This is a genomic window from Armatimonadota bacterium, from assembly GCA_037138755.1.
Classification (GTDB): domain Bacteria; phylum Armatimonadota; class Fimbriimonadia; order Fimbriimonadales; family Fimbriimonadaceae; genus Fimbriimonas.
The window spans coordinates 92,475-104,559 of record JBAXHT010000003.1; the positions used below are offsets into that span (position 1 = coordinate 92,475).

Here is a 12,085-nt window from a genome sequence, read left to right on the forward strand (position 1 = left end):
GCGTTTAGTTAGCGCTGTCCGCCGCCGCCAGGTGTCGGGTTGCCTGTCGGGGCTGTCGAACCGCCACCTGAATTAACCATTTCTTTGAACTTCGTGCGTTCTTCGTCGGTGAGGTTTTTTCGCGTGTCGATCGCGACAATCTTTTGTTGCGGGCTGAGAGCCTGCTTTTGCAAGTTGTCGAACCACTCTTGCGAAGACATTTTGTCTAGCGTGGCAATTGCCTTGTCTGCGGCTGCAGGGTCAGGGCCTTCGGCACTGCCACAGCCAATCATCATTACCAGTATGGGAAGAAGGAGAATAGCTTTTTTCATGGATAGTTTTGTGCATCCCCAAAGAAGGCTCTGGGGATGCGATCATTGTCCTACTGGACGGAAGGCGAAGCCCAGTTGAAGCCCCAAGCCTTATAGTCAGTTCGAAGACCAGCACTATCCGTACAGTTTTCTCGTCCACAAGGGTGAAGAGCCCTGAACTTGTTATACTTGGCATGTCCGTCAACATAACCAACGTTTGATCCTTCGCTAAATGGACCCCTGTAGTTAGCGCCCCAGAAGCTTGAATAGGCAGATCCTACACTTGCTCCGTTGTCGCAATTGCCGTCAACACATCCGCCTGGCCATTGGGTACCGATGGAAGGGAAGTTTGACCACATTGCAACCTTGGCAATGTTGGTGAACTTTCCGGAGGTCATAGAGATGCCACCGTCAATGTTTACGGTAGCACTGGTATTCCACCAAGGGCCGGTACAGGATACTTGCCCCTCATTCAGAGACTCGTTCCAAAGATAATCTAGAGGTGGGTAGATGTCATCGTAAAAGTTTGCCTGTCCTCGAGTGGACACGCCGAGCGCACCAACACAAGGGCTAGCTGGGTTTTCCATGTAGAAGCCGTAGCCATTTCCACCTTGCTTCTTCTGGTACGAACCAATTTTGAACGTCGAAACCGACGATGTGAAAACCTGTCGGTTCTTGATGTAAGGCATGAATCTCGCCGCGTTAGCGTAGAAGTCAGGCCACTCAACGAATGGAAGCATGTCATCGGTATCAGCCGTGTAGAGAATGCCACCCATGGTGTTATTCTTGATGTTGCTGAGATCAGAGGTCTTCTTGGCTGCCAATTTCGCCTGAGCGAAGACTGGGAAGAGGATCGCGGCGAGGATTGCGATAATCGCAATCACGACGAGGAGTTCGATGAGCGTAAACGCTCGATTGTTTTTCATGGTTGTTGTGTTTGCTCCTAAATGGAATTCGCTCGGCGTTGAACCGAATCCCCTTTCGAAACAGCAAAGAGCTGAACCTTGGGGGCAAGCGAGGATTTCTTCGCAACCGTCGCCAGCACGCGGGCAGACTTGGGTCGCATTTTGATGATTACCGGTCGGTCGGAAACCGCAAAACGGTCCCCGGAGATGATGTCAGAAAGTCCCCCGCTTGCGAGCTTTCGCACGCTTGTTGGAGGGCGGAGAGAAATCGTTTGTTCCATTTCGGAACGGTTGAAGGCAACAACGACGGCGTCTTTGTCGCTGGTGCGGTAGTAGGCACCTACCTTGTCGCTTTCGGTGCCTTCAATTTCGGCGAATTCCACGTTCGGAGTCCAGAGTGCCGAGTTCGTTTTCTTGAGTGCGGCGAGCTTTTTGTAGTAGCCGAGCATGTCGTTGGCTGGAGTCGCCATTTCCCACGCCATTCCTCGACGGTTGTCGGGGTCGGCTCCACCTTCCATGCCGAGTTCTTCACCGTAATACACGCTGGGCGCACCGACCCAGGTGAACTGGATTGCGGCGCCGAGCTTTTGAAGATCCTTGTCTCCACCGGCCTCGGTGAGGAACCTTGCGGTGTCGTGGCTACTCAGCAGGTTCATCATGTTGTTGCTGACCTGCGGAACGTAGCTCTCGTGAACCTTCATGAGCTGGTTCGCAAATTGGGTTGAGTTGGTGGTGCCTTTGGCGATGAACTTGAGGCAAGCGTCGCGGAACTGGTAGTTCATTACCGAATCAAACTGGTCACCCTTTAGCCAAGGGTTTCCGTCGCCCCAAATTTCGCCAATGATCCAGACGTTTGGATTGGCTTTCTTGACCACGGGTCGCATTGTTCTCCAGAACTCTGGATTCACTTCGTTTGCAACATCAAGCCGCATTCCGTCGAGGGCCGAGTTCTTTAGCCAGAACTGCGCCATCTTGAGGAACCAGTCGCGGGCTTCGGGGTTGACGATGTTTACCTTCGGCATGGAAGGGAAGCCGTACCAGGCTTCGTAGGTTTTGCTGTCTCCGCTCACTACGGGGAAGCTCTTGGGGAAGTACCAATCCTTGTACTTGCTGTCTTGCCCCTTTTCGGCAAGATCCTTGAAGGCAAAGAACCGTGGCGAAGTGTGGTTGAAGACGAAATCCATCACGGTTCGGATTCCGCTCGCCTTCATCTCTTTGGTAAGAGCAATGAACTCGGCTTGCGTTCCGAATTCTTTGTCTGGCTGATAAAAATCGTCCGCCTCGTAACGGTGGTTGCTCGGGCTGGCGAAGATTGGGTTGAAGTAGACCGTGCCAACTCCGAGGTCTTTCAGGTGCTTGAGGTGCTTGCTGACGCCTGCGACATCTCCGCCGAATCGGTTGCCGTAGGTCGGTTTTGCGTCCCACGGCATGACGTCCGCAGGGTCGTTGGCTCGGTTGCCGTTAGCAAATCGATCTGGGAAGATTTGATAGACGACGGTTTGTGGAACCCACGCTGGGGTGATGAAAATGGGGGTCTTGGCTGGGTCAACTGAATAGGAGTAGGAGGCCTTCGCTGCGCCATCGGTGACTTCAAAACGGTAGAACAACTTCGACTTTCCGTCCCAAGGAAGGTCGGCTTTCCAGTTGGAATAGAAGTCGTCAACGGGCGATTCTTTTGCACTCACGGACACTTGTCCAGAAACTACTTTGACCGATTGAACATCGCCTGGACGGGTTCTGAATTTCAGCTGAACCTTGCCGTTGTAGAAGTTGAAGTAGGGAGCCAGCGGCTCGTGGAAGATCGCGCTTTTCGCGGTTTGCCCATCGGTTCGGCTAGCCTTGAGCTTGTAATCCGGAGGGGTGATGAAGAGGATCGAGTTGATATTCCCGCCTCCGTCGTCCTCATTCTTGTTGGCTTTGGGGTCGGTGATCCATTGATCGCCGTTCTTGATGAACTTGTATTGGTGCTTGCCGAGACCGAGCTTGATGTTTGTTGTCCAGGTGCGACCGTCGGAGTCAAGAGTGAGCGGGTTTGCGTCCTTGTTCCAGTTGTTGAAGGTTCCTGCAACGCTGACCGAGTTGAGCTTCTCGTCGGCGACGAAAACGAACTTATGCAGCGTGTCTTGCACCAGGAGCATGCCGACAAGCATCATCGGATCACCCCTTTTCGCATTGTGCTGTGCCGAAGGCTTAGCTTCGCCGGAATGATGAGACGGCGGTTTGCTGGAACATCCTCGCCATCAATAATGCGAATCAAGCGCTCTACAGTCTGTTTGACAAGGGCGGGAATGTTGAGGTTGACGCTTGTGAGTCCTCCACCGACCGCTTCGCAAAGGCTGGTGTCATTAAATGAAGCCAGGCCGAGATCATCAGGAATTGAAAGACCCTTCTCGCGAGCGGCGATCGAGACCCCGAGTGCCATGAAGTCGTCCAGAACGACAACTGCATCAGGTCGGTCATCTTGGCTCAGGAATTCAAAAGCAGCTTTTCGGGCATTCTCGCTTCCAAAGTCAGCATGGTAGACCAGGTGATCATCCTGACTCCCTCGAAGCGCGCGTTGGTACCCGGCGATGCGATCGTCCGACACGGTGATTCCTGATCTAGCACCTAGGAACGCAATTCGCTTGTACCCCTGCTCAACTAGGTGCCTGGTGAGGGTTTCTGAAGCAAGGACATTGTCGTTGTCAACACTGTGGACTTCGCCCGCGTGGAGCGGGTTGCCGATGAGAACGAAGGGAAAGTGGTCACGTTGGAGCCGGATGATTCGATCGTCAGAGGCTTCTGACTCCACGAGAATTAGCCCGTCCACGCGCCGGGTGCGGAGCATTTCATCGTAGATCGCTTCGTGCGAGAAGTCGCTCATTGCGGAGTCGACGCAAAGGTGGAAGTCTGATCCGGAGAGTTCATCAACGATTGATGAGATCAAGTTGGCAAAGAACGGATCGTTTGAGATGCCGCCTTGGGGCCGCTTGATCACGAGTCCGATCATTCCGGCTCGTTTACTGCGAAGGGCTTGAGCGCGCACGTCAGGCTTGTAATTCTTCTCCGCCATGATGCGAAGGACTCGGTCGCGAATTTCGGGTTCGACCCGGACATCACCCGACAGCACACGCGAGACCGTAGCCTGTGAGACCTTTGCCAACCTTGCTATATCGCGCTGTGTCACCCTCATTGGTGCGTCCTTACAACTCTCGGTTCATCCCGTGAATTCGTATTCACAAGAATCATAACACAAGAATACGAATTCTCAACAACAATTTTTGTTCCGTATGCACAAAAAAAAACCTGAGAAGGCACTCTTCTCAGGTTTTTTGAATCTGGTGATATGTTTTAGAGATCGATTCGCTTGCTGCTTCCGCCGCCGCCATCGTTTCCGTCAAGGATTCTTTTGACAAATGTGACAAGCTCGATTGGGTTGAACGGCTTGGTGAGATACATGTCTGCACCGTAGTGGTAACCCTCAAAAACGTCCTTATCTTGCGCCTTTGCGGTGAGCATGATGACCGGAAGTGACTCAGTCTCTGGCTCACGGCGAAGCGACTTGAGAACCTCAAAGCCGTCCATGTAAGGCATCATGACGTCGAGAACAGCCATGTCTGGTTTCTCCGCCTTAACCTTTTCAAGCCCTTCTTTTCCGTCAAACGCGGTTACAACCGTGTAACCCTGTTTCTCAAGGTTGACTTGAATCAGGCGAACTATATGTCGCTCATCGTCACAAACAAGAATTTTTTTCGGCATCCAGATTCTCCCAGGTCGTGCCTGTTCTGCGGGTGAATCATACCACGGATTTGCCGGGTGCATCTAGCCGTTTTGGCGTTTAAGGGTCAATCGGCTCGAAAAGGTATCCTGTTCGGGTGAAACTTTGCCGTTTTGAACTGAAATCCGAGCCAGGAACAATTCGCTCAGGAATGGTTTACGACGGAAAAATCTATGAAACCGACGGGACCGAGGCCATTGGAGTTCATGAGGCTGCCGATGTGCGTCCGCTTGCCCCGGTGCCGACTCCGCCTTCGATTCGGGTGTTCCGGACGGATGTTGCGGAGACCGGTTTTGTGTACGCCAACCCTGCCGCCGTGATCGGGCCAAGCATGGTGATCGAACTTCCTGATACCTCCGCCGAATATGTGGTTCGCTCCTATATTGGAGCCGTGATTGGTGGGACTGGCTACCAACTCGACGAAGACGAAGCTGAGGCAGTTCTTCTTGGTTTCACTCTTGTCAACATTCTTTCTTCAAACAGCATTCAGCAAGACGACGGGCCCTTGATCGGCCGAGCGCAGGATTTCGGAATCATGGTTGGCCCCGTGATCACGACTCCGGACGACCTCGATGATGTGATGACCCCTACGGACAACGGAATCATGTACAAGCTTTCGGCGTCAATTAGGGTGAATGGCGATGAGAAGGGCTTCCTGAACTTCGAGGAGTTTTCGCTTTCTCTCGTCGAAGCTGTAAAGCTCGCCAGTGAAACCTGCACCGTCAAGAGTGGCGACCTTCTCTGTATCGGACCTCTATTCGAGGATTCGACCTGCGCCGTTTCAAAAGGCGACGAATTTCAATTTTCAATGGAGCGTCTTGGGATGCTCTCCACCAAACTTGGCTAACAAATGAGCGAAATCAATAAAACCACGCTGGACAACGGCGTACGAATCCTTGTCGAAAATGTCCCCTATGTCCGCTCAGCGGCCATAGGGCTCTGGTGCAAAACCGGCTCACGCCATGAGTTTGAGCACGAAGCTGGGATTACCCACCTCATCGAGCATATGCTCTTCAAAGGAACCGAACGACGGACGGCCAAGGAGATCGCGGAGTCAATCGAGGGTCGCGGAGGGATGCTCAATGCATTTACGGACAAAGAGTCTACTTGCTATTACTGCCGAGTTCTCTCGGACGATGTCGCGAATGGCGTCGACGTACTGTCGGACATGATGCTGCACTCAAATTTTGATCCCGAGGAATTGGAGAGGGAAGAAGAAGTTGTCTGCGAGGAAATCAAAAGATCTCTTGATGAGCCGAGTGACCATGTTCACGAACTTCATCTTGGCTACCGCTGGGGTGACCACCCGCTTGGAAAGCCGATCATCGGCACCGAAGAGTCAGTTCGCTCCTTCCGGGCAACCAACATCCGGGACTACATGGATCGGCGCTACCGTGCAGAAAACGTTGTCCTGAGCATCGCAGGAAACGTCGATGTTGAGCAGGTCAAAGAAGTTGCTGAAAAGTATCTGGGCAAAATTCAAAGTGGTGGTGAGTCGACGCAGGTCTCACGACCATCAGGTATTGCCGCCGTGAACGAAGTTAGTAAGGACACAGAGCAGGTGCACTTCTGCATCGGAACGGATGGAATTTCAGTGTACGACGAGGAAGAAATCGCGGTGATGAGCATTCTTGATTCAGCCCTTGGCGGCTCGATGTCCAGCCGTCTCTTTCAAGAGATTCGGGAGAAACGGGGTCTCGTTTACTCTGTCGGCTCGTACGTCCTTAGTTACGGAGCGGGCGGAGCGTACACCGTTTACGGCGGAACCAGCCAGAAGAATTGGGAACTGGTGAAGGACCTTGTTCGAAAAGAATTCGATGACGTGATGGCAAATGGCCTCTCGGCAGACGAACTTGACCGAACGAAAAAATCGCTCGCTGGAAATCTCGTGTTGGCTCTTGAGGGGATGAACTCCCGTATGATGCGGCAAAGCCGAAACGAGTTGAGCTATCAGCGACAAGTGACCGTCGATGAGGCTCTCGAGCGACTGAACAAGGTGACGAACGACCAAATCGTCGCCCTTGCCAGCCGAACGTTGGGCGCTGACAAAGTGAGCATCACCGCTATCGGCCCCTTCTGACAAATGGAACTAGAAGCCACTCGCGAACTGATAAGAGCCGCCGCCAATACTTGGTCGGAAGACGATCTGTTGAACGAGATGGTGCATATCGTCCAACGAGAGACGAGAGCTGATTCGTGCGATATTCTATTCCGAGACTCTCAAGATGGGCTGATTCTACGCGCGAGTACGGTTGTGCCGGAAATGGTCGGGAGGCTCAAACTCGGAAAGGGAATTGGAATCACCGGACAAGTCATTCTGCAGGGAGAGGGCGAGTATGTATCGAACCATGCGTTTAAGCATCCAAACTACGCGAAGTATCCTGGCCTGAGTGAGCACGAATCGGGCGCCGTGGCGGCAATTCCTCTGCGACACGTGACTGGACACCTTTTCGGAGTGTTGTTATTGAGGCGCCAGAAGCCCTGGCGCTTTTCGGCACCGGTTAAGAAGAAGCTCGAAGAGAGCGCGACGACTTTGGCGATGGTCTACAAGTCGTTCCGCGCCGGGTTTCAAGTCGGGGCTCAATCCAACCGACTGGGAGCTTTGAACGAGGTCACTCAGCGGATGACGAACTCGCCCTATTTGGACGAGATTCTTCAGCTGCTGGTTAACCTCACTGCTCAACAGTTCAACTACAAGGTGTGCACAGTTCGGCTCGTTGATGAGGCAGGAAAAGAGCTCGTCCTCAAAGCCACGCAGGCTACGGTCAAGGCATACCAGCGCAAGCGGGCTATCCAAATCGGAGAGTCCATCGCAGGACGCGCTCTAGAAGAAGACCGACCGATCATTGTGCGCGACGTCCAGACCGACAGCGAGTACATCGGCCACGATCTGGCAGTTGAGCAGGGCCTAAGAAGCATGATCTGCGTCCCGCTCAGCATTGCCGAGAAGCCTGTTGGAGTTTTGAGCTGCTACACCGAGGAAGTCCGAGACTTCTCGCCCGATGAGATCAAGGCCCTCGAAACTCTGGCTCAACAGGCCGCGCTCGCCATTGAAAATGCCAAACTTCAAGTGCGCGGAACCCTGATGCAGGAAATGCACCACCGGGTCAAAAACAACCTACAACAAGTTGCATCGCTCCTACGCCTTCAACTCAGAACGGCGAACTACAAGACACTAGAACAAGCGCTTAACGACGTCCTTACCCGTATCCTAACGATCTCTTCAGTTCATGATCTACTGAGTCGAGAAGACCTCGACCACGTTGGCATCAAGAGTATCGCCGAGGCTCTTGTCCACCACCACCAAAGTTCTCTGCTCATGCCGAACAAAAAGATTTCCTTTCTTGTTCGTGGCGTTGACTTAAAGTTGAACATGAACCAGGCAACTTCCGTGGCTCTTCTTTTGAACGAGCTAATCAGTAATGCTATCGAACACGGGTTTGAGATTTGCAGCGAGGGAGAGATTCACGTGACGGTCGAAGAGAAGGACGGGAACGTTAATCTCTGGGTCAGCAATAGCGGCGACAAACTGCCCCCGGAATTCAATCCAAAGGACTCGAAGAGCCTCGGGCTTCAGATCGTCGAAAACCTATCTCGATCCATGAACGGAACTTTTTCGCTCCGTGATGTGTTAGGTTGGACGGTCAGCGAAGTCAGTTTCCCAAGACAGACCGGCGAATAGCCCTGTAAGAATTACCTGGCTCTGCCATAATTGAGAGGAGAAGTATGGAGTTTTTCAACCCAGAGTCCGGCGCGCCTGAGAGTGCATTGGAGGTCATGATGGTCCCACTGCTGTTCCTTGTATTCGCAATCCTTGCGTATTCCGCCTCAAATCGGTACCTGGAGAACGAGGGGAAGCGACCTAAGTGGATGCCAGTTGTCTATGTCGCCTTCGGATTGGCACTGCTTTTCGGATTTCAGAAGTACATGTTTACGCGAGAGCTTCTGTACGCGAACACCTTGACAACGGGCAAGGTGCGGTATGCGCACTACCTAGGTTTCCTTCTCCCGCTCCTGACTGGAATCGGAGTTGGCATCAGGGAGTTCTTCCGAAAGCGGGCAAACGCGGAGCGTCTTTACTAGGTTTCCTAGTAAACTTGCGGACACAATGACAACTGCGAACGAAGAAGTTCCGGTTCAAATCGGTCTCACTACTAACGAAGCCCCGTTTATTGAAGAGCGCAAGGCGGCTGGCGAGCTCTACATCCAGCAACCGTACAATCTCTATTCGGAAGCGAACCACGAGGCTTGGGCTGCGCTCTACTCGCGAATGGCTCCGCGCTGGGAAAAGTATGCTAACCAACACTTCATGCGGGGCATCGCAAATCTGTGCCTCGATCCTCGGCGAGTCCCGAAGCTTGATGATGTTAACCAGTTTCTAAATCCCCTGACTGGGTTTAAGGCAAAGGCCGTTGCTGGCTACGTTCCAGCATTTATGTTCTTCGATTGCCTTCGCAATCGCGAGTTTCCCACCACGATCACCATCCGGCGCGGTGACAAGCTCGACTATCTTCCGGAACCCGATATCTTCCACGACATCGCTGGTCATGTGCCAATGCACACAGACCGAGCTTTTGCCGACACGTTGGTTAGGTTCGGTGATCTGGCTCATCTCGCAGCGGAGATCGCTCAAGGAATCAAGGATCCCGAGAAGCAGGTCAGAAAGGTCGAGAGCATTATCAAAGCGATGGCCAGGTTCTTCTGGTTCACCATCGAATTCGGATTGATGAAAGAATCCGACGGGATGAAGGTGTACGGCAGCGGTTTGCTCAGCTCATATGGTGAGATCGAGCACTGTGTCGAATCGCCAGAAGTACAACGATATCCGATCCAGCTCGAATGGGTCATCAACCAGTACTTTGAAATCGACCACTACCAACCCTTGCTGTTCTGGGTTGACAGTTTTGATCATCTCTTCTCGCTCGTTGGCGAGCTTGAGCTGTGGATGAAAGACGGCAAACTCGACAACGTCTCGCCAGGTGAGCCGCTTGTCAACGAGGCGGATTTGCGGAGCTTTATTGCCGCCGAATTCAGCTCTCAATCGGTAGACTAGGAGAAAGAAATGCGTGTAGAAATCTTGATGCCCGAGCTTGGTGAATCTGTCCATGAAGGAACAGTCAGCCGCTGGTTAAAACAGGTAGGCGACACCGTCAAGGAAGACGAGCCGGTAGTTGAGATCATGACCGATAAGGTCAACACCGAACTCGGTGCTCCTTCGGCGGGCGTGCTGGCCGAAATCGTTATCGGCGAAGGTGCCCCAGTCAAAGTTTTTGAAGCGATGGGCTTTATCGAGACGGATGCAGCTGCCGCTGCAAGTGCACCTGCTCCTGTAGCCAAGAAGGAAGAAGCTCCGAAAGCCGAATCGCCTGCTCCAACGCCGGCAGAACTTGCAACTTCCAACCTTCAACCTTCAACTGAGAAGCGCTGGTACACCCCGCTCGTCCGCGCTATGGCGAAGGACAACAATGTCTCCGACGCCCAACTCGCCACGATCACTGGCTCTGGCGAAGGCGGACGGGTTACCAAGAAGGATCTCGAGGCATTCCTTGCAGGTAGCGGCTCCAAAGCTGCTCCGGTCGCAAAGGCTCCAGAATTCAAGGCTCCGCCCACAACCGTAGCTGGGCCAGACCAAGAAGTCACCCCTCTGGCTGGAATGCGAAAGATGATCGCCGACCACATGGTCAAGTCATCACAGGTCCCAACCGTCACCACGATCACCGAAGTCGACGTTACTCACATGGTTAACTTCCGGGATAAGAACAAGGAGACGTTCCTTGAGACCTACGGTGTCAAGCTCACCTACACTCCGTTCTTTATCAAAGCTCTCACCGAGGCTGTTGTCGAGTTCCCGCTAATGAACGCCGCCCTGATGCCTGATAACAACATTGTGAAAACCAAGGGCGTTCACATGGGCGTCGCGGTTGCGCTTGGAGCCAAAGGCGAAGGCGGCCTCATCGTCCCCGTCATCCGAGACTGTCACTCTAAGTCGCTGATCGACATCGCTCGGGACCTGGATGTCATCGCGAAGAAGGCTCGGTCTAACTCGCTTTCCGTTGCTGATGTGCAAGGCGGAACCTTCACGTTGACGAATCCGGGTACCTACGGTGCTCTGTTCGGAACCCCGATGATCAACGCGCCCCAGGCGGGAATCTTGGGCGTTTACGCGATCAAGAAGACCCCGGTCATTGTCGACGACATGATTGCCATCCGCTCTATCATGCACCTGGTTCTGACATACGATCACCGGCTGATTGACGGCATGCTGGCCGGAGCTTTCTTGGCTTCCGTTCGCGATAAGCTTGCGAAGTTCGATTTCTTTAAGTAACCAGCCAACAACTCCCCACTCGATGGGGAAGGGTCCGCTCAAAGGTTGCCTCAACGGCAAGCTTTGAGTGGAGGATGTGACTCAGGTCGAACCGGTGGGTCCGTTCTTGTTTCCTACAAGCCGCCGTTTTCGAGGATTGTTGTACCGTTTGAGCGAAGCCTGAACGGCGAGAACTGCGACGCGTTTTGGTGGGGACACCGGGTTCAAATGGGGTCTCATTTCTCGATTCTGGTGGGGACAAGTGGGGACAGCAATTTGGCCTCGGTCATTGGCTTACAGCAATTAGCGGAAGAGAACTGCGACGCCTTTTGATGGGTAGTAAGGTTCAACGCGGTACGTGTTTGTGGAGAAAGGTCGGTAGGGGTGGGTAGGAGTGCTGGGAGTTGGGAGTTGGGAGTTGGGAGTGAGGCTTCTTCATCGCATTGCTTGAACAACAGTGGGGCAGTTGAGATACCCGGACTTGATCGGGATACTCCGTGCGCGGTCTGCAGAATTTGATCTTCTACATATAGGCGAAGAAGTCGAGGGTTTGTCAACCTGCGATTTGCTTTGGGGCGATCATTTTGATCGCGCCGGTTCCCACCCACCACGGCCCCGTTTGGCTGGTGCTTCGAATTTGGTGGCTTGTCTGGGAGTACGGGCTCGCTACGCTCGGTGGACCTTTGGGAGGGCGGGTTTTGCTCTATTTTGTTGGTGGGCAGGTTGGGGGGCTCCCAGGTGATTTCGGCTTGGTTTATCCCGAAGTCTCGTGACCGTGAGCTGGTAAAAATGTTCTTAGGCAGGCAAAATTTGAAAGACGGGTAGATGA

Annotated in this window: 12 protein-coding genes; 6 read left to right on the forward strand and 6 right to left on the reverse strand. The window is 53.2% G+C overall.

Annotation, left to right across the window (positions count from 1 at the left end; translation table 11 throughout):
- Window positions 1–8 precede the first annotated feature (8 nt).
- From WCK51_12755 to WCK51_12775, 5 genes are all read right to left on the reverse strand, one after another.
- Window positions 9–311, reverse strand: coding sequence for a hypothetical protein (locus tag WCK51_12755; protein MEI7577755.1), 303 nt, complete (start codon window positions 309–311; stop codon window positions 9–11).
- Window positions 312–361: 50 nt separating this feature from the next.
- The gene (locus tag WCK51_12760; GenBank protein MEI7577756.1) at window positions 362–1,216 is read right to left on the reverse strand and encodes a prepilin-type N-terminal cleavage/methylation domain-containing protein; all 855 of its coding nucleotides are present in this window, start codon (window positions 1,214–1,216) and stop codon (window positions 362–364) included.
- 17 nt (window positions 1,217–1,233) lie between these two features.
- Entirely contained in the window at window positions 1,234–3,348 is a 2,115-nt protein-coding gene (locus tag WCK51_12765) for an alpha-amylase family glycosyl hydrolase (protein MEI7577757.1), read from the reverse strand.
- Window positions 3,345–4,367, reverse strand: a complete 1,023-nt coding sequence (locus WCK51_12770) for a LacI family DNA-binding transcriptional regulator (protein ID MEI7577758.1) — start codon at window positions 4,365–4,367, stop codon at window positions 3,345–3,347. Before WCK51_12770 ends, WCK51_12765 begins: the two co-directional genes overlap by 4 nt.
- A 158-nt stretch (window positions 4,368–4,525) precedes the next feature.
- Entirely contained in the window at window positions 4,526–4,933 is a 408-nt protein-coding gene (locus tag WCK51_12775; GenBank protein ID MEI7577759.1) for a response regulator, read from the reverse strand.
- Window positions 4,934–5,049: 116 nt separating this feature from the next.
- On the opposite strand from WCK51_12775, the gene WCK51_12780 reads away from it, so the two are divergent.
- The 6 genes from WCK51_12780 to WCK51_12805 are packed head-to-tail and all read left to right on the forward strand — an operon-like array spanning window position 5,050 to window position 11,277.
- A complete protein-coding gene (locus tag WCK51_12780) occupies window positions 5,050–5,799 on the forward strand; it encodes a fumarylacetoacetate hydrolase family protein (GenBank protein ID MEI7577760.1) in 750 nt (249 codons plus the stop codon).
- Window positions 5,800–5,802: 3 nt separating this feature from the next.
- Window positions 5,803–7,032, forward strand: a complete 1,230-nt coding sequence (locus WCK51_12785) for a pitrilysin family protein (protein MEI7577761.1) — start codon at window positions 5,803–5,805, stop codon at window positions 7,030–7,032.
- A gap of 3 nt (window positions 7,033–7,035) precedes the next feature.
- Window positions 7,036–8,634 carry a GAF domain-containing protein gene (locus tag WCK51_12790; protein MEI7577762.1) on the forward strand — a complete coding sequence of 533 codons (1,599 nt, stop codon included), beginning with the start codon at window positions 7,036–7,038 and terminating at the stop codon, window positions 8,632–8,634.
- Between the two features lie 44 nt (window positions 8,635–8,678).
- Window positions 8,679–9,035 carry a hypothetical protein gene (locus tag WCK51_12795; GenBank protein ID MEI7577763.1) on the forward strand — a complete coding sequence of 119 codons (357 nt, stop codon included), beginning with the start codon at window positions 8,679–8,681 and terminating at the stop codon, window positions 9,033–9,035.
- 25 nt (window positions 9,036–9,060) lie between these two features.
- The gene (locus tag WCK51_12800; GenBank protein MEI7577764.1) at window positions 9,061–10,005 is read left to right on the forward strand and encodes a phenylalanine 4-monooxygenase; all 945 of its coding nucleotides are present in this window, start codon (window positions 9,061–9,063) and stop codon (window positions 10,003–10,005) included.
- A 9-nt stretch (window positions 10,006–10,014) separates the two neighbouring features.
- A complete protein-coding gene (locus WCK51_12805; protein ID MEI7577765.1) occupies window positions 10,015–11,277 on the forward strand; it encodes a dihydrolipoamide acetyltransferase family protein in 1,263 nt (420 codons plus the stop codon).
- An 81-nt stretch (window positions 11,278–11,358) separates the two neighbouring features.
- Here the strand turns inward: WCK51_12805 and WCK51_12810 are convergent, their stop codons facing one another.
- Complete coding sequence (locus WCK51_12810) at window positions 11,359–11,496, reverse strand: hypothetical protein (GenBank protein ID MEI7577766.1); 138 nt, start codon at window positions 11,494–11,496, stop codon at window positions 11,359–11,361.
- Window positions 11,497–12,085: the final 589 nt, after the last annotated feature.

Coding starts and splice junctions, on each gene's coding strand:
- WCK51_12755 (MEI7577755.1), bottom strand. CDS start 311: ATGAAAAAAGCTATTCTCCTTCTTCCCATACTGGTAATGATGATTGGC.
- WCK51_12760 (MEI7577756.1), bottom strand. CDS start 1,216: ATGAAAAACAATCGAGCGTTTACGCTCATCGAACTCCTCGTCGTGATT.
- WCK51_12765 (MEI7577757.1), bottom strand. CDS start 3,348: ATGATGCTTGTCGGCATGCTCCTGGTGCAAGACACGCTGCATAAGTTC.
- WCK51_12770 (MEI7577758.1), bottom strand. CDS start 4,367: ATGAGGGTGACACAGCGCGATATAGCAAGGTTGGCAAAGGTCTCACAG.
- WCK51_12775 (MEI7577759.1), bottom strand. CDS start 4,933: ATGCCGAAAAAAATTCTTGTTTGTGACGATGAGCGACATATAGTTCGC.
- WCK51_12785 (MEI7577761.1), top strand. CDS start 5,803: ATGAGCGAAATCAATAAAACCACGCTGGACAACGGCGTACGAATCCTT.
- WCK51_12790 (MEI7577762.1), top strand. CDS start 7,036: ATGGAACTAGAAGCCACTCGCGAACTGATAAGAGCCGCCGCCAATACT.
- WCK51_12795 (MEI7577763.1), top strand. CDS start 8,679: ATGGAGTTTTTCAACCCAGAGTCCGGCGCGCCTGAGAGTGCATTGGAG.
- WCK51_12800 (MEI7577764.1), top strand. CDS start 9,061: ATGACAACTGCGAACGAAGAAGTTCCGGTTCAAATCGGTCTCACTACT.
- WCK51_12805 (MEI7577765.1), top strand. CDS start 10,015: ATGCGTGTAGAAATCTTGATGCCCGAGCTTGGTGAATCTGTCCATGAA.
- WCK51_12810 (MEI7577766.1), bottom strand. CDS start 11,496: ATGAGACCCCATTTGAACCCGGTGTCCCCACCAAAACGCGTCGCAGTT.